This is a genomic window from Holdemania sp. Marseille-P2844, from assembly GCF_900120005.1.
Taxonomy (GTDB): Bacteria; Bacillota_I; Bacilli_A; order Erysipelotrichales; family Erysipelotrichaceae; genus Holdemania.
In genome coordinates this window covers 239510-260225 of sequence record NZ_LT635453.1, presented here as the reverse complement: position 1 = coordinate 260225, position 20716 = coordinate 239510, and the positions used below count along the sequence as shown (strand labels likewise).

General features: G+C 50.6%; 19 protein-coding genes. 10 read left to right on the top strand and 9 right to left on the bottom strand.

Features of this window, described 5'->3' with window-relative positions; translation table 11 throughout:
* Positions 1–81 precede the first annotated feature (81 nt).
* Genes BQ7364_RS13830 through BQ7364_RS13820 form a run of 3 tightly spaced genes read right to left on the bottom strand, consistent with a single transcriptional unit; the run spans position 82 to position 2384 of the window.
* Positions 82–825: a carbohydrate deacetylase gene (locus BQ7364_RS13830; protein WP_072685262.1), complete on the bottom strand. Its 744-nt coding sequence runs from the start codon at positions 823–825 to the stop codon at positions 82–84.
* A gap of 1 nt (position 826) precedes the next feature.
* Positions 827–1630, bottom strand: a complete 804-nt coding sequence (locus tag BQ7364_RS13825; protein ID WP_072685261.1) for a PTS system mannose/fructose/sorbose family transporter subunit IID — start codon at positions 1628–1630, stop codon at positions 827–829.
* Positions 1623–2384: a PTS mannose/fructose/sorbose/N-acetylgalactosamine transporter subunit IIC gene (locus BQ7364_RS13820; RefSeq protein WP_072685260.1), complete on the bottom strand. Its 762-nt coding sequence runs from the start codon at positions 2382–2384 to the stop codon at positions 1623–1625. The genes BQ7364_RS13825 and BQ7364_RS13820 overlap by 8 nt, the downstream gene beginning before the upstream one ends.
* 305 nt (positions 2385–2689) lie before the next feature.
* Between BQ7364_RS13820 and nagA the strand changes: the two genes are divergently transcribed.
* The 3 genes from nagA (at position 2690) to BQ7364_RS13805 (ending at position 5732) form a co-directional block, all read left to right on the top strand.
* A complete protein-coding gene (nagA, locus tag BQ7364_RS13815; protein ID WP_072685259.1) occupies positions 2690–3844 on the top strand; it encodes an N-acetylglucosamine-6-phosphate deacetylase in 1155 nt (384 codons plus the stop codon).
* Positions 3841–4932: an SIS domain-containing protein gene (locus BQ7364_RS13810; protein ID WP_072685258.1), complete on the top strand. Its 1092-nt coding sequence runs from the start codon at positions 3841–3843 to the stop codon at positions 4930–4932. The genes nagA and BQ7364_RS13810 overlap by 4 nt, the downstream gene beginning before the upstream one ends.
* Positions 4933–5003: 71 nt before the next feature.
* Complete coding sequence (locus BQ7364_RS13805) at positions 5004–5732, top strand: GntR family transcriptional regulator (RefSeq protein WP_072685257.1); 729 nt, start codon at positions 5004–5006, stop codon at positions 5730–5732.
* 109 nt (positions 5733–5841) lie between these two features.
* On the opposite strand, the gene BQ7364_RS13800 is transcribed toward BQ7364_RS13805, so the two are convergent.
* The 6 genes from BQ7364_RS13800 to BQ7364_RS13775 form a co-directional block, all read right to left on the bottom strand.
* Complete coding sequence (locus BQ7364_RS13800) at positions 5842–7794, bottom strand: aryl-sulfate sulfotransferase (protein WP_072685256.1); 1953 nt, start codon at positions 7792–7794, stop codon at positions 5842–5844.
* Between the two features lie 173 nt (positions 7795–7967).
* Positions 7968–9542 carry a 2,3-bisphosphoglycerate-independent phosphoglycerate mutase gene (gene gpmI / locus BQ7364_RS13795; protein WP_072685255.1) on the bottom strand — a complete coding sequence of 525 codons (1575 nt, stop codon included), beginning with the start codon at positions 9540–9542 and terminating at the stop codon, positions 7968–7970.
* Positions 9543–9745: 203 nt separating this feature from the next.
* On the bottom strand, positions 9746–10168 hold the full coding sequence (locus tag BQ7364_RS13790; RefSeq protein ID WP_072685254.1) for a DUF2000 domain-containing protein: 423 nt from the start codon (positions 10166–10168) through the stop codon (positions 9746–9748).
* Positions 10152–11069: a DMT family transporter gene (locus BQ7364_RS13785; RefSeq protein WP_072685253.1), complete on the bottom strand. Its 918-nt coding sequence runs from the start codon at positions 11067–11069 to the stop codon at positions 10152–10154. The genes BQ7364_RS13790 and BQ7364_RS13785 overlap by 17 nt, the downstream gene beginning before the upstream one ends.
* Positions 11059–11910 carry an AraC family ligand binding domain-containing protein gene (locus BQ7364_RS13780; protein WP_072685252.1) on the bottom strand — a complete coding sequence of 284 codons (852 nt, stop codon included), beginning with the start codon at positions 11908–11910 and terminating at the stop codon, positions 11059–11061. The genes BQ7364_RS13785 and BQ7364_RS13780 overlap by 11 nt, the downstream gene beginning before the upstream one ends.
* Positions 11911–12226: 316 nt before the next feature.
* A complete protein-coding gene (locus tag BQ7364_RS13775; RefSeq protein WP_072685251.1) occupies positions 12227–13609 on the bottom strand; it encodes an MATE family efflux transporter in 1383 nt (460 codons plus the stop codon).
* Positions 13610–13994: 385 nt separating this feature from the next.
* On the opposite strand from BQ7364_RS13775, the gene BQ7364_RS13770 reads away from it, so the two are divergent.
* The 7 genes from BQ7364_RS13770 (at position 13995) to BQ7364_RS13740 (ending at position 20714) form a co-directional block, all read left to right on the top strand.
* Positions 13995–15236, top strand: a complete 1242-nt coding sequence (locus BQ7364_RS13770) for a neutral/alkaline non-lysosomal ceramidase N-terminal domain-containing protein (RefSeq protein WP_072685250.1) — start codon at positions 13995–13997, stop codon at positions 15234–15236.
* 234 nt (positions 15237–15470) lie between these two features.
* The gene (locus tag BQ7364_RS13765; protein WP_072685249.1) at positions 15471–16697 is read left to right on the top strand and encodes a hypothetical protein; all 1227 of its coding nucleotides are present in this window, start codon (positions 15471–15473) and stop codon (positions 16695–16697) included.
* Between the two features lie 213 nt (positions 16698–16910).
* Positions 16911–17360, top strand: coding sequence for a hypothetical protein (locus BQ7364_RS13760; RefSeq protein WP_072685248.1), 450 nt, complete (start codon positions 16911–16913; stop codon positions 17358–17360).
* Between the two features lie 102 nt (positions 17361–17462).
* Positions 17463–17966: a PTS sugar transporter subunit IIB gene (locus BQ7364_RS13755; RefSeq protein WP_072685247.1), complete on the top strand. Its 504-nt coding sequence runs from the start codon at positions 17463–17465 to the stop codon at positions 17964–17966.
* Between the two features lie 65 nt (positions 17967–18031).
* On the top strand, positions 18032–18808 hold the full coding sequence (locus tag BQ7364_RS13750) for a PTS mannose/fructose/sorbose/N-acetylgalactosamine transporter subunit IIC (protein WP_072685246.1): 777 nt from the start codon (positions 18032–18034) through the stop codon (positions 18806–18808).
* Positions 18801–19598: a PTS system mannose/fructose/sorbose family transporter subunit IID gene (locus BQ7364_RS13745; protein ID WP_072685245.1), complete on the top strand. Its 798-nt coding sequence runs from the start codon at positions 18801–18803 to the stop codon at positions 19596–19598. The genes BQ7364_RS13750 and BQ7364_RS13745 overlap by 8 nt, the downstream gene beginning before the upstream one ends.
* 69 nt (positions 19599–19667) lie before the next feature.
* Positions 19668–20714: a hypothetical protein gene (locus BQ7364_RS13740; protein WP_072685244.1), complete on the top strand. Its 1047-nt coding sequence runs from the start codon at positions 19668–19670 to the stop codon at positions 20712–20714.
* Positions 20715–20716: the final 2 nt, after the last annotated feature.

The window sequence follows — 20716 nt, the reverse complement described above, 5'->3', positions numbered from 1 at the left end:
TGCCTTGTTTTAGTCTGAAACTTTACAAATTAAGCCAAAAAAAGGCGTTGTGTGTTAAGCACAAACGCCTGCTTATAAATATCAAAAATGAACTAATTCAATATTTCGCACCTGCAGCGCTTCTTTCAGTCTGAGATCGCAAAGTCCGGCCAGTTCCTGAACTCGTTCCAAACTATACGAGCTTTTCTGATAAAGTTCTAAATCGCACCATCCCGGATGAACCATAAACTCCAGTTTTTCGGCATCGGCGTGCTCGTCCAGCATTTTTATGAAATGCTCAGGCGTTGCCTGTTCGCCATGGTAAGAGCTCAGCCACAGGTATTCGCAATGACGCCGCAGCGGAAGGTGATATTCTTTAGCCAGATCCAGCGTCACGGCCAGAATTTCCTCGGTATTGTGTTCCTCGCCGATGCCTCCGACACGGGCCATTGTCAATGTCTGTCCGTCATAGCAGCCCTGATGGCAATCCAGATGCGTCGGCTGGCGGCCAAATAACTCCATAAACTTCTCAATCTGGGCCCGAAATTCGGCTTCCACCTCAGCGGGATCGACATAAACTTTATAAAACTGCGTGTTTTTCAGGAAATCACCATGCTGATCCGTCAACGTTTTCGCTCTCGTCAGCGGACGGCCGCAGGTCAGCGTTAAATGAACGCCGGTTCCAAGACCCGGAACTGATCGTAATCGTTGAGCTGCCTGCGCAGCATTCGGCATATTGCACATGACGGTGGTTGAAGTAACGATTCCTTTTTCATATCCTTCGATAATTCCTTCTGTTACGCCGCAGGTATACCCCATGTCATCAGCGTTGACGATAATTTTCATTTTAAGGCACCAAAATGCCAAGGAAGGAACAGAGAATGGCAAGCGCCATAATCATCAGGATCAGCCGTGAAGATTTCATCCCGATCTTGCCTAAAATCCAATAGCACAAAGCGACAACCAGCACTGCGCCGAACTTCGGCATGATCGCATCGAATAATTTAGTTTGCAGATCAAATTCCGTCCCCATGATCGTCAAGGTACCAAATTTGACTTTTACTAAGGAAGCGACCATCGAGCCGACTACCATAATTCCCAAAACGCTGGCAGCCTGCGTAATCTGATTCAATTTTCCACTGAGCGTTGTGACCAGCTTAATGCCTTGCGTATAACCCAGCTGCATCAGATAAGGCCGTAACCCGAACATCACGAAGAATAACCAGATCTCCCACAATACAATTCCAAAATAGCTGCCGTCCAGAGCGGTCGTAACCGCGATTGAACCGAAGATTGTCGCTAAGACGCTGGTAAACAACGTATCTCCGATCCCCGCAAACGGCCCCATTAAGCTGGCTTTAATCCCCGCGACAGTTTCCAGCCCTTCCGCGCCCATTTCTTCTTCGATTGCGATATCCATTCCCAGAATGATATTGGTCAGATTAGGTTCGCAGTTGAAGAACACACTGTGCGTTTCAAAGGCTTTCTTCCGGCCTTCCGGATCATCCTGATATAGCTTGTCAATAACCGGAAGCATCGTCGTCATATAGCCGGCTGTCATCATTTTTTCATAGTTCCAGGCTAATGAACGATTCCATGACCAGCGATAGGATAACCTGCGGATTTCTTTTTTTGTGAACTGCTTACTCATCGACTTCACCCCCTGCATTGGATTTATCGGTCTTTCCCGTCTGATAATAAACAGCGATCGCGGCCGCTGCGCCAAACGTCGCTACGGCCAGCGTCGGCATTCCCGCCCACGCCGTTAACGCAAAGCCCAGGATCAGGAAATGAAGATTAGAGCGAATCGGCAGGTATTTCAATAAGATTGCGAATCCGACAGCCGGGAACATACCCGCGGCGATCGACAGCCCGGAGCTGAGCCATGGCGGCATGATCGCATTTAACATATCGACGAAAGTTGGACCTAAGCACAAGGCGACAAAGACCGGAATCATTCGCGATAAAGACCAGCTTAAAACACCCAAATAATTACTGTATGCGACTTGCCGGGAATTTCCCAGCGCTGCGTATTTATCCGCGCGGTGTTGAAAGAATGTGTTTAAGAAACGTCCGAAAACGTCAATTTGAACCGTCAGCGTCGCGACTGGAATGCCGATCAAAGCGATCGTTGCCGGCACATCCGCCGCCGAAGCTGATAAAGCAACAACGATAATCGCCGTAACCGGGTAATTCGGTATGGAAGCACCGCCGAACATCCCCAAGCCCAAGGCATAGGATTGCAGCGTGCCGCCGACAAGCAGCCCCAATTCTGGTTTTCCAACCACAAGTCCGGTAAAAATTGCCGTCGGGATAATACCGCTGGGCAGCAGATTGAACGTCATCTGATCAACCTGCGATAAGCCTGCCCACAGAGTAAGTAACAAAATCTGGAAGATTGTCATAAGTCTGCCCCTTTCATTATGATGGATTGCTTCTTGTCGTAATACTGAACAGCCCCGATCCTCCTTTCTATTTATTAACGTCCTGTTTTCTCGATGAAGTATTATTCATTAAAAAATGATTACTTTTCCTTACTTCATCAGGTTTGTTATGATTTCATTATAAATAAAATTTGCAGTTATGAAATACATTTTTATAAACTTGTATATATTTTTATTCCATTTTAAAATGCAGTGGTATATAATTTGTTTATCAGATAAGCAGTCAAGTGCTGAGCTCTTCGCCTCAGCAGAAAGGAGAATCGTTCATGACCTTTATCAGCAGTCAGCGCGTCTGGATTGACGAGCAATTTATTCCTGCCACCTTAAAACTGGAAGATGGAAAAATCACAGAAATTCACAATGGCATCCTGGAAAATTCTCAATTCTATGAGAATGCCCGGATTATCCCCGGTTTAATTGATGTGCATACCCACGGTTACGCGGGCGGCGACGCTTCTGACGGAGACCCGGAAACCCTTCGGGTCTGGCAGCGATATTTGCCGCAGGAAGGGGTTACTTCTTTTCTGCCAGGTACAGTAACCCGTTCAGAACCTCGAATTATTCAGGCGCTTCAGGCCATCCGCACCGTCATTGAGGAAAAAAATGAAGACGGCGCTCACATCCCGGGTATTTTCCTGCAGGGTCCCTATACCTCTCACGAATATCCCGGCGCCTATGATAAATACTTGATCCAAAAACCGGAGATTGCACAATTTGACCGTTTCATGGAAGCCTCCGGCGGCCACATTCTCCGCGTGGGCCTCGCTGTGGAAAAAGATGAAGGGCATCAGGTATTAAAACATTGCGCAGAGCTTGGTCTGGAAGTTGCGGTTGGCTTCTCCGGCGTCAGCTATGAGGAAATGATGCAGGCCGTCGAGGAGGGCGCCTCGTCTGTCGTCCATTGCTTCAACAGTATGAATCCGCTGCATCATCGCAAACCGGGATTGCCGGGAGCCGCATTATCCTGCGATGCTTTGTACTCTGAGGTCATCGCCGACGGCATTCACGTCCATCCCTCCGTTATCAATATCATTGGCCGATGCAAAGGCAGTGACCGTCTGGTTGTCATTACTGATTCCTCTCGTTATAAAGGATTAAAACCGGGCTATTATGAGTCCGTCGACCGCAAGGTCACAATCGGAGAAGACGGCGTCGGTCGGCTTTCAGACGGCCGGCTGGCCGGTTCCTGCATCACGATGATTCAGTCGGTCCGCAATCTTCAAACTCTGGGAAAGCTCAGCGAAGCCTGCGCCATCAACGCGGCGACGATCAATCCGGCGCGGATGTTAAAGCTGGACGATCATTTAGGTCTGATCAAAACCGGTTATCAGGCGGATCTTACGGTTTATGACGAGGATTATCAGATTCTTCAGACATTTGTTTCCGGTATTCCCATGTTGAAGCAGGAGGAAATACGATGACCGAGATTACGATGTACGATTATATTCTGGAAGAAAAAGACGTGTTATTGAATATTCTCCAGAAACGAAAAACGATCACCCGTCCATTCTGCACAATGCTTCATGAAAAAAACGTGGATGAGCTTGTTCTGTGCGGATCAGGAACTTCTTATCACGCGGCGCTGGCAGCCCGGCGGGTTATGGAAAATCTGCTTCAGATCCGGGTTCGGGCAGAATTGCCTTCTCTATTTACAACCCAGCAGAAGATCTATTCAAAAAATACGCTGGTTCTGGGAATTTCCCAGGGTGGAAACAGCTACTCTACCGCCGACGCCCTGGAAAAAGCGAAGACACATCAATGCATGACCGCCGGTTTAAGCGAAAATCCCAAAAGTCTGATCTTCCAGCTTTCCGATGTGCATCTGCTTATGGAATGCGGCGCGGAGCTGAGCATCGCCAAAACCAAGGGATATACCGCTACTGTTTTAATTTTATGGCTGCTTGGAATTGAAGGTGCGTTGTGCTTGAACCGGATCAGCCACGCGGAAGTCAATGATCTGCTCACACGGCTGAAAACTGTGATTGTAAATTATGACGCAATTATCCCGGCAGCGACCGCCTGGGTAGATGCAATTCAGGAAGAATTGATTGAAGGCCGGCGAATCCTGGTTTTAGGTTATGGAAATAACTATGCCAATGTTTTAGAAGGCGCGCTGAAAATGTTGGAAACTCTCCGCTTCGGGATTGTCGGCTATGAACTGGAAGAGTTCTGTCATGGGATTTATAATTCCGTTCAGAAAGAGACCCGCCTGATCTATCTGGCCAGTCCGGATCCTTATGAAAAAGACAGACTGGTCCAAATCCATTCTGTGATCCGGGAAACGACTTCCCATCAATTTATCATCGGTCCTGACCAGCACTCGTCGATGACAACGGAAAAAGACTGTCTGCTGCCAATGATTGACGATCCGGACTTTCATGTTCTGGAGTATATCCTGCCGCTGCAGATTATTTCATCACGAATTCCCTACCGGCTGGGCATCAATCCCTTCCTCGCCGCAGATCCGCTTTTCCATAAAAAAGCAGGAAGCAAATTCGTCGCTTCGTAATTGTGCGGAAGAATGATGATTTGCTGGATATTTATGGTAAAATAATTTCAAATAGAGAGTTGAGGGACACCATGGCGAAAAAACAGCTTCAATATCAGAAGATCGAAGATTATATCATAAAACAGATTAAACACGGAAAAGTGCATCGTGGAGATAAGCTTCCTTCTGAAAACGAGCTGTGCGCCCAGTTTAACGTCAGCCGCATGACCGTGAATAAAGCGCTGACTCACCTTTCCGATCAGGAATACATTGAACGAATTCCAGGCAAGGGGAGTTTTGTACGAGGACCGCGGATCGAGCGGAAAATTCCGGAGATGCTTTCCTTTTCTGAAGAACATCGGCGTGTCGGTATTAAAACGGAAGCAAAATTGCTTCATTATTCCGTGATCTGCGCTAAAGAGGTTCCCGAGATCATGGAGAAGCTTGGTCTGAAAGAGAATGATTTTATCCATTATTTTATTCGATTGCGCTTAGGAGATGGCAAGCCGATGGCCGTCAGCTACAATTACATTTCTGTTCTTAAAGTGCCCTATCTGGATATTACCTATCTGGAAAAATCACTTTATCAGTATCTGGAAGAAAAATTAAATTTACAGCTGGCTTATAATGATACGACAATCAGCGTCGTCATGCCAAGCAGGGAAATTCAAAAAGCTCTGGAAATGGCTGAAAAGCGGGACGTAGTCCTGAGCACGCATATTTCCTATCTGACGGACAACACCCCGTTTGAATATACGGAAACCTATTATCATGCGGATCAGTATTCATTCCGCTATCAGTGTTACCGTCAGGAAAAATAAAAAAAGGCCAAAAAAATCGGGAACTTCTTCATTCCCGATTTTTTAATGATTACACTTCAAAGGACTTCAGTCCAGCCAGTCTGTTTCTGTTTTTCGATTTCTCCCTTAATCAATTCCGATAGACCTGCCGCGCGTCGATCAGCTGATTATTGAGCCGGTAGTACACATGCCACGTCCCATCCAGCCCTTCCGCGCTGATCGTCTGAATTAACGTTGAGACATCCGGCGATTTCGGCTGGTTGAAAACCGCCACGCACATTCCCGGCTGGGTGTCCGTCTGTACCGGATAAATCCTCAGCCCTTCCTCATTCGCTAAAATGAGATCAAGATTATCATGTTTATTTAACGTCGCCGTCACCATCAGGCGGTCTTGTTCATGTGTCAGCGTCAGCTTTTCCGCCAGTTTCTCATCAATCGGCCGAGCTTCGCTGAATTTCAGTCTGGCATCCAGATCATCTTCCGTTTGATATGCCGTGACACCCAGACTTCCTAATAATCTTCCGGATTCCAGCGGTGTCATCGTCGTCTTGGAAACGTCGATCATCTCAGCCCGGTAGATATTCGCCGGGATTTTCATCTCAAACTGTTCCTGATCTCCGTCGATCACGGTTACATACGCCTCCATCTGATCGAAAGCTGTCAATGATCCCGGCATATTGTTGATCTTGCCATCCAGCCAGGAAATTCCGCCCGAAGTCACCAGCCACCGGTCATTTCCCAGGAAATCAACGTCGCTGATATAGGGGGAATAATAAGCATATCCCCGCTCCTTGCCATATTCCCTGACCTGCCGGATCGTCTTGCCTTCCAGATCCACCGCATAAACGACCAGCCGGGAATAATTATCCTCCGCTTTGACCGCGTTCTCTTCGGTCTTCGACCGGTACATCCCGTTGTCAAACATCATAATGTGCTGATCGTCCAGCCAGGTCGCGGCATGCTGCGCCCACTGCCATTCAAAGTCCCCGCCTTCCGGCGTCAGAAAATAATCCTGCATTTCTTCCGACCATCCCTCTGGCGAGCCGATGATCGCGATCAATTTCTGAGTGTCGTAGTCGATCACAGCCACAGCGTCCTGATGCCTGCCGGACACCGTCAGCGTATTCTGCGCCGGGTTATAATCGACGCTGTTATTGTGGAACCAGTCCTTTGCCGTCCAGTTCAAGCTCTTTCCCTGATCCTGCGGCAGAATTGTTTTCAAATCAAAGGATTTCACTACGGCCCCAGTTTGCCGATCAATCTCAACGATCACATCCTCCACGGTCGATCCGCTGAAGTCATCGGAAGCGATCAGGAAATTACCGTCAGGCAGCTGATCCAGATCATGATGATACCCGCCCGGCACACTGTATTCCGCGTCGATATGCCCCAGCAAATCCATCGTCAGAAATCCTGTCGTGTAATATGGACTGTCCAGCAGGCGGTTGGTGCTCAGCGTAATCCGGCCGTCTTCCAGTAAATTCAGATCCCATAACATCATCACATTTAAAATCCAGCGGATCTCGCCCTGACTGTCATACCCGGTGGCATAACCGGTGCTGGAAGGGGTTGTAAAGATCAGCTGATTCGGCTGCGGGTTCTGATCGGCAACCGTCACCTCCGCCCTGAAAGCATCCTCCGGCAGCGCCTGACCTTCAATCTCCAGCTCCTTCACCTGATCATCGACGATCAGCTGAACCGTCGTTTTCTGCTGCGGATACAAACCGATGATCGGCAGGCAATGCGCGGTTGATGGTTCATAAGTCCAGCTCAGATCCGCCTGCGCCTGTTTGCCTTTGACAATGACCGTGACCGGTTCCGCGGTTTCGGTATCGAATTGAATCAACGCGCTCAGCGGACTTAATCCATAGGGATTGACGAGAACAACAGGATTGTCCAGAGTTCCGCCCACCGCCTGCGCGGCGATTTGTTCGGTCTGTTGGTTCTGAGTTTCCAACAATGTTTCCTGATAAGCGACGGCGCTCTTCCCGTCTTCGCTGAATGTTCGTTTTTCCGCAGCCGGCGTACAGCCGGCGCATAGCAGCAGCCCGCAGGCCAAGATGAATGATAATCCTTTTCGCATAGTTGTCCTCCTTTTTGATGGTCGCCGCAGAGAATGAGAATGGTTTTCTTGTGAAATGAAGCCAAAGACGTTCTAAATCCTCAGGCATGGCCCCGGCATCTTCAATAAAAAGAAAACCTCTGAGTTTATGATACCACAACTCAGAGGGATTGTTTATTTTGCGGAACACTTTTTTATTTCTTTGCCAGCATGCTTTCGTTCCAGCCTTCCGGAACTTCCAGACCCATCAGCTCGACTGCCGTTGCCGCAACGTTGCTTAAGCCGAACTCGCCGTCTTTCAATTCGACGTCCGCCCCGCGGATGATGAACGGAACCGGATTGAGCGTATGCGAAGTCTTCGGTTTCGCCTTGTCTTCCGGATTCTTCTTCTTTTCTTCCATCTCGTCGGCATTGCCGTGGTCGGCGGTAACGATCATGATCGCCCCGGCTTTATCGCAGGCATCCATCAGCCGCTTCAGGCACAGATCGACGGTTTCCATACCGATGATCGTCGCTTCATAGTTGCCCGTATGCCCTACCATGTCGCCGTTCGGATAATTAACGCGGTAGAAGTCATAGTCGCCGGATTCAATCGCTTTGATCAATTCGTCACTGATTTCCGCGCCCTTCATCCAAGGCCGCTGCTCAAATGGAACGACGTCGGAAGGGATTTCAACCCAGGTTTCCAGCTTTTCATCGAATTTCTCAGAACGGTTGCCATTCCAGAAATACGTGACGTGACCGAATTTCTGCGTTTCCGAGATCGCGTAGGAACGAATGCCTTTCTTTACCAGATATTCAGATAACGTGTTGGTGATGTGCGGCGGGGTAACCAGGAATTTTTCCGGGATGTGCAGATCGCCGTCATACTGAAGCATGCCTGCGTAAACCACCTTCGGGAAGCGCACGCGGTCAAACGCGTCGAAGTTCGCCATTTCAAACGCTTTGGAGATTTCAATCGCACGGTCGCCGCGGAAGTTGAACAGGATCACGCTGTCGCCATCTTCGATTGTACCGACCGGCTGGCCATTTTCTGCGATGACAAAGCCCGGCAGATCCTGATCGGAACAATGCAGCTCATCGCGATAGGTTTCAATCGCTTCCTTGGTCGAAGCAAACTGACGGCCTTCGCCCAGGACATGGATATGCCAGCCCTTTTCGACCATATTCCAGTTGGCTTCGTAACGGTCCATCGTAATGACCATGCGTCCGCCGCCGCTGGCAATCTTCGCATCGAAGGTGCCGTCGCTCAGCTCCGCCAACAGGTTTTCAATTTCTTCAACATAGATTAACGCCGAGGTTTCCGGAACATCGCGGCCGTCCAGCAGGACGTGCAGGCGGACCCGTTCCACGCCTTCCTTCTTCGCTTCGCGGATCATCGCCTTCAGATGATCAATATGCGAATGGACGTTGCCGTCCGACAACAGACCTAAGAAATGCAGCGTGTGACCCTTGGCGTTGGCGATCAGTTCTTTCCAGGTATCCGAAGTATAGATCGCGCCGGTTTCAATCGACTCGTTGACCAGCTTCGCGCCCTGGCTGTAAATCTGGCCGCAGCCTAACGCGTTATGACCGACTTCAGAGTTTCCCATATCGGCGTCGCTCGGCAGACCGACCGCGGTCCCGTGCGCTTTGATTTTCGTATTTGGGCAGGTTGCCATCAAGGCGTCCAGGTTTGGAGTGTAGGCATGCTTGACCGCATTGCCGTTGTCCTTATCGGTTAATCCGACGCCGTCCATGACAACAAGAACTAAAGGTTTTCTGTTCATGATATTTCCTCCTGTTTTCACATCAATAATATACCACGAAGCGGACGCAAAAGCATTAAAATGTCTTGTGATTTCCTGGATTATTCATGATTTCAGCCGGAGCTTCTTTGGTCCTTGCGAAAAAACGGATAGAAAAAGGCAAGGCCCGGTTATTTCCCCGTTCCTTGCCAGCAGCCCCATTTCTGATTGTGACAAAACGCGGCTCAGCGCAGCAGCGGCAGATCGCCCGTCAGCTTGTTGACGCGTTTTTTCGAACCGTAAATTCCGATGCCAAAGTATGTGATCTCTTCTTCGGTTACCGCCGCGGCCTTTTCAATGTATTCCGGATAGTTCTTGCAGCTCTGGGCGACGTCGGAGAAATCGACGACGATCAGGTCGGAGAACTCCGGCTGATACAGCTGTTCACGAATCATTTTCAGCTTCTCCCTGGATACGCTGAGAATCGGAATCGGGATTGCGACGACGCCCCGATGGGAATTTCCGCTTTGATCGACAACATCTTCGCCGACGATCTGCGGCGCCAGCTTGCCTAAGGTGACGCCTAAAATTCCGGCAGTGTTTGCGATTAAGCCCAAGGGCAATTCTGCATTGATCACCATCACGCATTTTTCATTCGAGTGTTCCATAGTTTTCTTCTTTCTCCTTTTCCTGATTGGTATTCTGCGACAGCACCAGGCCGCCCAGCGTTAAAGCCAGCCCCAGGATCACCTTCGCCGTCAGCGGTTCATGAAGAACCAGAGCCGAAGCCACCGCGGTGATCACCGGGACGATATAAATGGTAACGCTGGTCTTCACCGAGCCCAAAATCCCGACTGCCAGATTCCAGGTGACAAAGCACAGCGCGGAAGCGCCCAGCCCTAAAAAGACTAAATTGAACAGGACCTCCGGGCTGAGAATCGTCTGGATCCGGATTGGGAATTGTGTGTAAACTAACGGAAGCATGAAGAGTAAGCCATAAAAAAAGGTTCTTCGCGTCGCTAACAGCACGTTATAGCCCAGCTCGGAAATTCGCCGGCTTAACAAGCAATAGACCGCCCAGATCATCGCGGCGATCACCGCCAGCCCATCGCCTAAAGGATGAAGCTCAACCGCATCCTGATGGAAGCTGATCAACATGATGCCCGCCATCGCGATCACAAAGCCCAGAAAAAACCGCAGGCCCGGCCGTTTCTCTTTTAAGAAAGCACTGCTGAACAGAACGGTGAAGAAGGGTGCGATGGAAATGATCACGCCGACGTTCGATGCCCGGGTTGCGCTCAGCGCCAGATTTTCAAAGCCATAATACAAGGTAACGCCGCACAGTCCAGCCAATGCGAATAAGCCTTCCTGCCGCCCCTCTGTTAACCGCAGCCTTCGCGGAGCGGCCAGCCACAAAGCCAGATAGCCGATGCCAAACCGTAAAAACAGAATTTCCACCGGGGAGAGCGTGTTCAGCAGGACCTTAGTGGAAATGAACGTCGTGCCCCAGATTAAAATTGTCACCAGCGCCGCAGCCTGACCTGACCGCAGCGATTTGTTATTCCTCATCCGTTTTTGCGCTTTCCTGCGGCGGGGTAAAAATCCGCTGATACTGCTTCGGTGTCAGACCGATAAACTCTTTAAAATAATTAGTGAAGTGACTCTGGTCCGCAAATCCCGTCATTCCTGCCGCCTCCACCGGCGCTGCGCCTTGTTCCAACAGTTTCTTTGCCCGATCAATCCGGATGGTCTGCAAATAGCGGTACGGAGACACGCCAATCTGCTGGGTAAAACAGCGCAGCAGATACGACTTGCCAAACCCGGCCCGAGCGGCCAGTTCTTCCAGTGTGATATTCTCCGCAAAGTGTTCCTCAATATATTGGCATAACGCCTGAATCAGCGGATTGGGCTGCGGAATTGGACTTTGATCATAATCCACCGCACACTCCTGCAGCACCTGTTCGATCAGAAAGTAAAAAGCTTCGGCTTTTTTCAGCTTCGGCGCACGGCTTAAGATTGCGTCGTACAAATCCCCGATCAGTGCGGCGATTTCACTTTGCGGCACGACATTCCGCGTAAACCGCGGCAGCTGATCGTGTCCGGTAATTTCCCTGACGGCTTTGCGCATAACGTCCGGATTGATGTTCACTGCCCGGTAATCCAGAATCTCGCCGTTGATCGGCGCGCAGTAATGGTTATCCCGCGGATTGAACAGAATCAGATCCCCGGCACTCACGTCATATTCCTCGCCCCGGCACCACAGATGCCGTTTTCCCCCTTCGATAAAACCAAGGACATAAAATTCATGAAAATGATTGGGAAACTTCTGAACAATCCCGCCCAGATTGTACGCTTCGATTTCCAAATCGCGGTCATAGTAGACATGCCGCTGTTCCTGTGTCGATGGCATGGACTTCCCCCTTTTTTCTTCTGGCTTTATTGTACGCCGTTTCCTTCCTTTTTTCTTGTAGGATCTGACACTTGCGAACAGGAAAAGTTAAGATTAACGCCGCTAACCTCATCCCGCCTCCGCCGAATTCTAAAAGCCAGGAAAAAAGGCGGGCTGTTTTGTTACAGACCGCGCCTTCCATATTTTTCTCTGATTTTCCTTTTTTCTTCTAGAATTCTTCTTCAATTCCTTTGCCTGTCAAGTCAGTCGGAACCGGGATCGGTTTAGAAAGGGAGGTTCATTCGCCGATCCCGGATTGACCGCTTGATCGTTCCCTTCAGGAACCGGATGTCAGCAGTTTCCGGGTTTTCCACTTCCCGCTGCAGTAATAGCCGATACAGATCAGACATGGAATAATCCGCGAACAGGCGACGCCCCACCACAAGCCCTGATAATCCATCTGGAAGAGATTGACGAAGATCAGGCTGAGACCGATCTTGCAGACAACGCCGTCAAGGATACCGATCGCAAATCCCAGCTCGACGAAACCGCAGCCGGTAACCATGGCCTGAAACGCTCCGATCACCGCGGAAACGAAGAAATGCAGGATGAAGATGCGTAAGAAGGTCACGCCCAGATCCAGCACTAGCGGATCCTTAGTAAACAGACCGAAGATCACCTTTGGACAGAACAGGCATAACAGACTGGTCACCGTCGCGCAGACTAACGTGCAGCCCAGCGTATAGATCGTCGTTTTGCCAGCCCTTTCCACCTGATGCGCCCCCAGATTCTGCCCCACCATTGAAGCGGATGCGGTATCGACGCCCTGAACGAAGACTTCCAGGAACTTCTGCAGCTTGTTGCCGATGGAGTTAGTGCTGGAAACGATGACGCCGTAGGAATTGGCCGTCGAATTGACCCACAACATGGAGAACCGGACTAACAGACTGCGCACTACTTGCGGAATACCGAGCTTAATAATAATTTTCATGACTTCGCCATCCAGTTTAAAATAGGACAGCTTGGCTTCAAAATCAAACTTTTCCCGGTTTCTGAGCATGAAAATCAACGCCGCGCCGAACGATCCGATCTGGGCTAGCACGGTCGCGATGGCCGTCCCGGCCGCTTCCATGTGGAAGCCCGCGACCAGTACAAGATCCAGAATGATATTGATCGCCGCCGCTACGATAATGAAAATCAGCGGACGCTTGGATTCACCCATCCCCCGCAAGATTCCGCAGACGGCATAATAACCGAAGATAAACGGAAATCCGATTGCCGTGATCACCATGTAGGCGCTCGCCTGATCCATCGCTTCCTTCGGACAGTTGATCAGATTCAGAATCGGTGTATGAAAGAAAATCGCCACGATTGCCAGCACGATTGAAATGAGAATCATGAAGCTCAGCAACGTACCGACGGTTTTCTTGATCTTCCCCTCTTCCCCAGCCCCGAACAGCTGGGAAATGTAAATCTGCCCCGCTGTGGAAAACCCCATCGCAACCGGCGCAACCAGATCGGCGATCTCGCCGCCGGTATTGACGCCGATCGTTCCCAGCGTGCCGACATACTGACCGATGACCGCCAGATCGACCATCGAATACAGCTGCTGGACCAGATTGGTCAGCACGATCGGAATCGCAAAAATCAACAGGCAGCGCAGAATGGAACCTTCCGTCAGGTTCATTCCGACTTGGCCTTTTTTTATCACTTGTGTCACAAATGAAACACCTCCCATAAACAGGCTTATTTTAACAAGGATCTGTTCGACTAAAATTTCAATAAGTAATTCATCATGACCATGAAATTAGAAATTTTCATCATCCCCTGAAAGGAATCGAAGGGGAGTACGGCATTTTCCTGATTTGATTTCAACGATGTTCGTTTTCAGAACTCATCCATTCGTTAGAAAGTCCGCCGAAATCTGGCGTTTTCATCCGATACTCCTTCCCATTTCAGAACAAGACCATCGCTTCAGGTCCGTAAGCTTCTGGAATTAAAGTGTATTTCATCCGATTTTTAAAATGCTTATAATTTGGATAACAAACAGGATTAAAACAGAAGCTGCAGCGCCGCTGTTTTGCCTGGTTAAAGGAGGAAAAGAAATGCAGATCAGCAGCAGCCGCACCCGCATCACGCCGGAAGGTCCGTTTTTCCCATGTTATCTTCTCGGCCATGCGATCCGAACAGAAAAAGCCACCGGCGTCGCGGACGATCTCTGGGCTACCGCCCTCGTCTTAAAGATCGAAGAAACGACCCTGATCTGGGTCACCGTCGATCTGGCCGGCTTCAGCAAAACCGCCAGTGATCACCTTCGCGCCGAGCTTTCCCATCAGTATTCCGTGGCGAAAGAAGCGATCACGATCAGCTTCACCCACACCCATTCCGGACCGGAATATGATTCGGTCTCCCCGTTTTTCGGAACGGAAAAAGCCGGGATTCCCGGATATATGGAATTCGTCCAGTCTCAGATTCTCAAAGCAGTTGCCCAATGCTTTGAAAAGGGCTTTGAGGAAGTTCAGGCTTATGCGTCCACCCTCCAGATTGAAGGGTGTTACGGCAACCGCAACGGTAAGGACAAGCCGGCGGATAAAAACCTGACGACGATTGAATTCCGATCTGGCGAGCGGATTGTCGGCGGCATTCTCAGCTTCACCTGCCATCCGACGGTGTTAGGACCGCAGAATTGTTTTGTCAGCGGCGATCTGGCCGGCAGTCTGGCGCGTTCTCTGCAGCAGCGCTGGGGCGTGTATCCTTTAGTGATGCAGGGCGCGGCCGGCGATATGTCCAACCGGTTATACCGCCAGGGTAACGATTTTCATGAATTGCAGCGAATCAGCGAGGCGATCATGGCGCAATGGGACGCCCATCCGGAGCGAACGTCGCTGAACCTCGCGCCGGTAACGATGCGAACTGGGCGATTCCAACGCACGTTCAGAAAAGATCCGCAGAAGCAGAAAGCCTTGATCGCGGAGGTGGAAAAAAGAATTGCCGAAGCGAAGACCTTCGATGAAAAGAAAGTTTATACCTCCAGTCTGGCGGTTCTTTGCCATCAGACAGGGGAAGAGGAAACGGATTTCGACTTGGAATACACGTTATATAAAATGAATGATTTATTTATCCTGACGATCCCGGCCGAGCTGTTTTCTCGCTTCGGTTTGGAAATGAAACAGGCGATGGCCGCCGTGTGTCCGATCGTCTGGGGATATTCCAATTATTCCGTCGGTTATCTGGTCGACCGCGCCGAATATGGGCGATCATTTGAAAGCGCTGCGGGATCCATCCCGGAAGGCACAACTGAGGAAATCGTCGCTGAAATTCTCAATGAAATCGCGGCCCTGCGCTGATCGCTGCGCCTTCATACCATTATTTCTTACAAAACAGAAATGTTCCGCAATCCTTCAGCTCTGTTGAGAAGCCCTTCGCTGACGCTCCCGATAAGAATTGATTCATAAAATCCCGGTTATAAAAAATAATTGCCCCTGATCGGCAGAGTTACGATTGACCGGCGAAGTCATCATCAGAGTTCCAATCAGAAAAACCAACGGAGATCTCCGTTAGTTCAAGGAGGAAAAAAAATCATGTTAGAAGTCGCAAAAAGTTCCCGCGCCATCACCCCTGCCGGCTCTGTGCCAATCGCCGGCCACGCAATGCGGACGGAAAGTTCCACCGGCGTCCACGATGAATTGGAAGTTCATGTCCTGCTTCTCAATCTTGAAGATACAAAATGTTGCTTCATCAATGCCGATGTGATCGGCGTCGGCTTTGACTTTGCCCGCCGTGTTCAGGCGACCGTCCATGAATTATTGGGTATTGATCCGGCCCTGACCATCTTCAGCGTCACCCATACCCACACTGGGCCTTATTTCGGACTTTCCGCAATGACGGGAACCAAAACCGAAGCGGAAGCTCAATATGAAGACGAAGTGCTGGATAAAACGATTGAAGCGGTGCTGGACGCCGCGAAACACTTCGTGCCCTTTAGCGATGTCGTCGTGCGTCAGGGTGAAGTTAAAGGATTCTATGGCAACCGCAACGGGTTGGATAAACCGGGCGACGAAGTCATCACCGTTCTGGAATTCCGCGATGAAAACGGCAAGACCGTCGCGGCCTTCGTCAACATGTCGTGCCACTCCACCATCATGAATCCGCTGGAAACCCGATTAAGCGCCGATATGCTGGGGAATGTCCGGCGGGAATTAGCGCCGTATCTGGGCGTCGTTCCGCTCATGAGCAACGGCAATGCGGGCGATCTGTCCAACCGGCTGTACCGGCATGGCAATGATTTTAACGAACTGAAGCGCGTGACCTCCGGGATTGCGGCGCATATCGCTGGTTTCCATGACGGCGCCTCCCTGTGCCTGACGCCGGTCCGATACCATGAAGTCGGCTTTGAAGTCGACTATGATACTGATAAAGAAGCGCTGACGGAGGCGCTGGCAAAGCTTGAGCGGCAGCTTTCTTTCGCCACGGAATTCGACGCCCGCAAATGGCTGCTTTCGGAAATTTCCGGTACCCGGCGCAAGTTGGCTCAGGATCATGTGCACGTCTGCCTCAACAGTACAATCCTGCGGTTAGGTGATCTGGAGCTGGTGATCGTTCCCTGTGAGCTGGCCAGCGCCTTCGGCCGTCAGATCAAGCGCAGCTCCAACGCCAAACTCTGCTTAGTCTGGGGTTACGCCAATGGCTGCAGCACCTATGTCGTTGAAGCGAGCGAGTTTAACGGTGGTCACGACGGCATCTCCACCCGACTTCTGCGCGGACAGGCCGAGGAATACGTCGCCAGACTGATCCAGAATCTGTTCTGATTTCTTTTTCCCTGACGCTTCCTGACAATCAAGTTCTGAAAGGATCCCATCCCGGTGTCCTTCCGGAACTTTTTTGTTCTGGATCTTGCCGTTTTCGTTGATCCCGATTCCATTCCTGCGCCTTTTTAGTGTCTTTGTAAGTCTCTTTGTAAGTCTCTTTATAAGTCTCTTTGTAAGAGTCTCTTTGTAAGTCTCTTCCAAAGACTAGCCCGTTTGATCGCCGCCGTCATCCTTTTTGAAACACTGCTGGAGGGATTTCCCCTTGTGCTTCTGACCCTGTTATCCATGAAACCGAATCGACCGCGCAGTGCTGCCGTGAGCTTGTTTCTGCCGCAAAATCGCAGTCTTCCGCCTTTGCAGCTTCTTGCGGCTTGCGATGAACGGATAGCGCATGGATATCCCGATACGCTCACCCTCAGATTTTCATGGTCTCTGAACATCCATGACAAAGTGCGCGGACTGACTTTCCCGACAACTTCGACAAAAAGGAACGATATCCCGCTTCCCCCTTTTCAGGGAAACGACACATTCCGCCATCCGTTTTCCCGCAATTTGCCGCTTGATCAGTCCAAGATCACAACGGTGCGGAACTTTTCTGTCCGAATGGAAATGTTTTCCATTATTTGGCATCAGACGCTTAAAAACAAGCTTGGAAAAGGCTAAATCCTAGTGGAACTTGATATCCTATAATTAGAAAATGTAAGCGTTTATAATTAACCTATCAGATAAATATGCATATTTGATTGATACGAAAGGAGATTATTTATGAACGAATATCTACAGAGCAGCGGTATTGTAGACGTCCGTGTCGACGACCGGATGGTTCACGGTATCGTCGCTACCATGTGGATTCCAGAGAATCACTGCACCCGGGTCATGGTTGTGAATGAAGATGCTTCCAACAATCAGGTGATTCGCAGCACGCTGAAAATGTCCGTGCCGGCCGGCGTCAGCCTGTCGGTCTTAGCTCCGGAAAAAGCCGCGGGCAACATTAAAAACGGCAATTACGCCGATCAGCGCGTGTTTATTGTCGGTCGTGAAATTCAGGATGTTTACGCCTTATATAAGGCCGGCGTCCAATTTGCCCGGGTCAATCTCGGCAACGTCACCCAGAATACCGGGGAAACATTGATCCTTGACAAAACCGTGCGGGTCAACGCCGAAGAAAAAGCGATGCTTCGCGAAATGCGCGATGCCGGAATTCAGATCACCTGTCAATTCCGCACCGACGATCCGGTAAAAGTCTGCAAGGAAGTTCTGGACTCTTAGCTTCAATTTATCTCGGTTTCATTTACAACTCAATCAATAAACTGGATTAAGAAAGGATGAGAGAAATGTTTACTCCAATTCAAATCATTCTGGTCTGCGCGTGGATGTGGGGATTCACCGTGATCGGAATGAGCGTTCAGCTTTTCAGCTACGGCGTGGCGGTTCTGCATGGCTTCGTTACCGGCTTGATCATGGGCGACGTTGCGACCGGCCTGACCGTCGGCGGCACGTTATGCTTAATGGGTCTGGGGGTCGGCGGTTACGGCGGATCCTCCGTTCCGGATTACGCGATGGGTACTGTCGTCGGTACCGTCTTCGCGATTGCGACCGGCGGCGGGGTCGAAGCGGGCCTGGCGACCGGAATTCCGGTTGCGACCTTAGGCACGCAGTTTGATATCCTTGCGAAAATGTGCGGTTCCTTCTTCATTCACAAACAGATGGACTGCGTTGAAAAACACCAGTTCGATAAAATGGGTATCTGGGCGCACGGCTGGAATATTTTCCGCGCTACGCTCTACACGCTGCCGATCTTACTGGTTATGACCGTCGGCTCCGGGATTATTACCACCCTGTTGGCGAACATGCCAGTCTGGCTGACCAAGGGCCTGAATACCGCCGCCGGGATGCTTCCGGCCGTGGGCTTCGCGATCCTGATGAAATATCTGCCGATCCGCGAATACGGCGTCTTTATGATCTTCGGCTTCGCCGCCGCCTCCTACCTGGGACTGTCGATGGTCGCGATTTCAATGTTCGCGTTCGTCGCCGCCTACATGGTCTATAAAGGCTTGGAAAAGGGCAATACCGCCGCAGCGGCCGGAAACGGAGGGAACTACGATGAGTAATGTATTAACCAAAAAAGATCTCCGGCGCTGCTTAAACCGTTATATTTTCACACGTCAGTCGCCGTTTAACTATGAAACGATGCAGTCGGGCGGCTGGGTCTACTCCATCCATCCGGCGATGGAAAAGATCTATGACGGCGACGCCGATCTGTTAGCGGAAAAGTACAAGGATCATTTCAAATTCTATAATACACATCCGTGGATGGGCAACATCATCCTCGGCGCATGCATCGCGATCGAATCCACGAAGGATCCGGACGCAACCAAACAGGCCGTTGAAATGCGGACCGCGCTGATGGGACCGCTGGCCGGCATCGGCGATGCGATCATCTGGATCATGTTTATGACAATCCTGGGCGCGATTGCCGCGTATATGGCGTTGGAAGGCAGCATTGTCGGCTGGGTCATCGCCGAAGTGATTCAGCTGGTCATCTGGTTTGCCTTCTACAAATTGTTCTTCGTCGCCTATGAACAAGGCGTTACCTTCGTCACCACCCGCAGCGCGCAGCTGCAGCACATCACGGAAGCGGCGTCTGTACTCGGCCTGTCCGTTGTCGGCGCGCTGGTCGCTTCGACCGTCAACGTCAAATTCGGCATTACGATGAGCTATGGCGAAGTCGTCCAGCCGGTCAACGATCTGTTGGATTCGATCATTCCGCATTTCGGCAACGTGGTCACCGTCGCCCTGATCTACTGGGGGTTAGGCCGCAAGAGCATGACGTCCGGCAAGATGATCGTCATCGTGCTGGTGGCCGCCATCGTTCTTTCGGCGATCGGCATTCTTGCCTGAGCCGCAAAATCAGGATGAACAGGAAGCACGCAGGACTCTTGCGTGCTTCCTTTCTTAAAGGAGAACCCGATGATTCGATTAAAAGAAAACGTTGCACAATTTATGGACGAATTCGTCCAGAAGCATGACCGCTTTGAACGCCTGATCGGCCAGGGGCGATTTGAAGAGGTGAACCCGGAGCTGCTGCAAATGATGGAACGGGTGCTGCCCGGCTTTGCATTCCGATTGTTCCAACCGCAGAACAGCCGGGAAATTCATCTGGAACTGACAACGACGCTGGATCCGGTGCGCAGGATTCTGGCCTATTATTTTTGTTCCCGGCTGCCTGACAGTCTGAAATCCCGCTGGTGTTTCGACGCCAGCCACCCGGCGCTCAAAGGCAATTTCACATACAACGGCCGGACCTGGAGACCAGAAGAAATTCAGGTTATCCCCACGCTGGACAACAAGCGTCACCGGCTGAACCTCAAAGTCGAAAAACATCCGAAATTTAAAGACCTCCGTGAGGAAGACTGCTTCATGATATTATATATGATGCTTTCTGACGCGTTGGGGGAAATTGTGGTCGAAGCTTATCTTGGCTCCCTTCAGTTTCTGGACGGGGTCGGGAAGCTGACAAGCCGGGGGAAAAAACGGGTGTCGCTGCTCGAATTGGAAGCCGTGCTGCATGAAGAATGGGAAAAACGTGGCTGGATTGATCCTCGCGATATCGTCTTTATCGCTGAGAATTACACCCGCCGGACAAAGAAGCTGCAGCTGCGGCAGGATATCATCGAAGGCATCAGCTTCTGCCTGCCGCTGTTAAACGAAGAAGGCGAAGCGACTGAAAAACAAGGATCAACAAACCTTGTCCGTGCGTGTCAGGCAGGCTATTGCAGCGTTGTCGTCAACGAGGCGCCTGCGCTGGCGAAAAAGGAAAAGATCGCGCATCGGGAACAGGTGGAAAAAGAAGTCAGCCGGATATTGAGCGAGGGACAAAGCGGGATGTTGATCAACGCCGCGCTGGGCAACGCGCATAGTTACGTTGATTTTCTGGTCTACGACCCGGCCGCCCTGGATGCCATAAAGACCTGGGCCGCAGCGCATGCGCAGCTGGAAGTCCTTGAACTGGATTGATT

Coding starts and splice junctions, on each gene's coding strand:
- BQ7364_RS13805 (WP_072685257.1), top strand. CDS start 5,004: ATGGCGAAAAAACAGCTTCAATATCAGAAGATCGAAGATTATATCATA.
- BQ7364_RS13770 (WP_072685250.1), top strand. CDS start 13,995: ATGCAGATCAGCAGCAGCCGCACCCGCATCACGCCGGAAGGTCCGTTT.
- BQ7364_RS13830 (WP_072685262.1), bottom strand. CDS start 825: ATGAAAATTATCGTCAACGCTGATGACATGGGGTATACCTGCGGCGTA.
- BQ7364_RS13740 (WP_072685244.1), top strand. CDS start 19,668: ATGATTCGATTAAAAGAAAACGTTGCACAATTTATGGACGAATTCGTC.
- nagA (WP_072685259.1), top strand. CDS start 2,690: ATGACCTTTATCAGCAGTCAGCGCGTCTGGATTGACGAGCAATTTATT.
- BQ7364_RS13810 (WP_072685258.1), top strand. CDS start 3,841: ATGACCGAGATTACGATGTACGATTATATTCTGGAAGAAAAAGACGTG.
- BQ7364_RS13755 (WP_072685247.1), top strand. CDS start 17,463: ATGAACGAATATCTACAGAGCAGCGGTATTGTAGACGTCCGTGTCGAC.
- BQ7364_RS13800 (WP_072685256.1), bottom strand. CDS start 7,794: ATGCGAAAAGGATTATCATTCATCTTGGCCTGCGGGCTGCTGCTATGC.
- gpmI (WP_072685255.1), bottom strand. CDS start 9,542: ATGAACAGAAAACCTTTAGTTCTTGTTGTCATGGACGGCGTCGGATTA.
- BQ7364_RS13765 (WP_072685249.1), top strand. CDS start 15,471: ATGTTAGAAGTCGCAAAAAGTTCCCGCGCCATCACCCCTGCCGGCTCT.
- BQ7364_RS13790 (WP_072685254.1), bottom strand. CDS start 10,168: ATGGAACACTCGAATGAAAAATGCGTGATGGTGATCAATGCAGAATTG.
- BQ7364_RS13785 (WP_072685253.1), bottom strand. CDS start 11,069: ATGAGGAATAACAAATCGCTGCGGTCAGGTCAGGCTGCGGCGCTGGTG.
- BQ7364_RS13745 (WP_072685245.1), top strand. CDS start 18,801: ATGAGTAATGTATTAACCAAAAAAGATCTCCGGCGCTGCTTAAACCGT.
- BQ7364_RS13820 (WP_072685260.1), bottom strand. CDS start 2,384: ATGACAATCTTCCAGATTTTGTTACTTACTCTGTGGGCAGGCTTATCG.
- BQ7364_RS13780 (WP_072685252.1), bottom strand. CDS start 11,910: ATGCCATCGACACAGGAACAGCGGCATGTCTACTATGACCGCGATTTG.
- BQ7364_RS13750 (WP_072685246.1), top strand. CDS start 18,032: ATGTTTACTCCAATTCAAATCATTCTGGTCTGCGCGTGGATGTGGGGA.
- BQ7364_RS13825 (WP_072685261.1), bottom strand. CDS start 1,630: ATGAGTAAGCAGTTCACAAAAAAAGAAATCCGCAGGTTATCCTATCGC.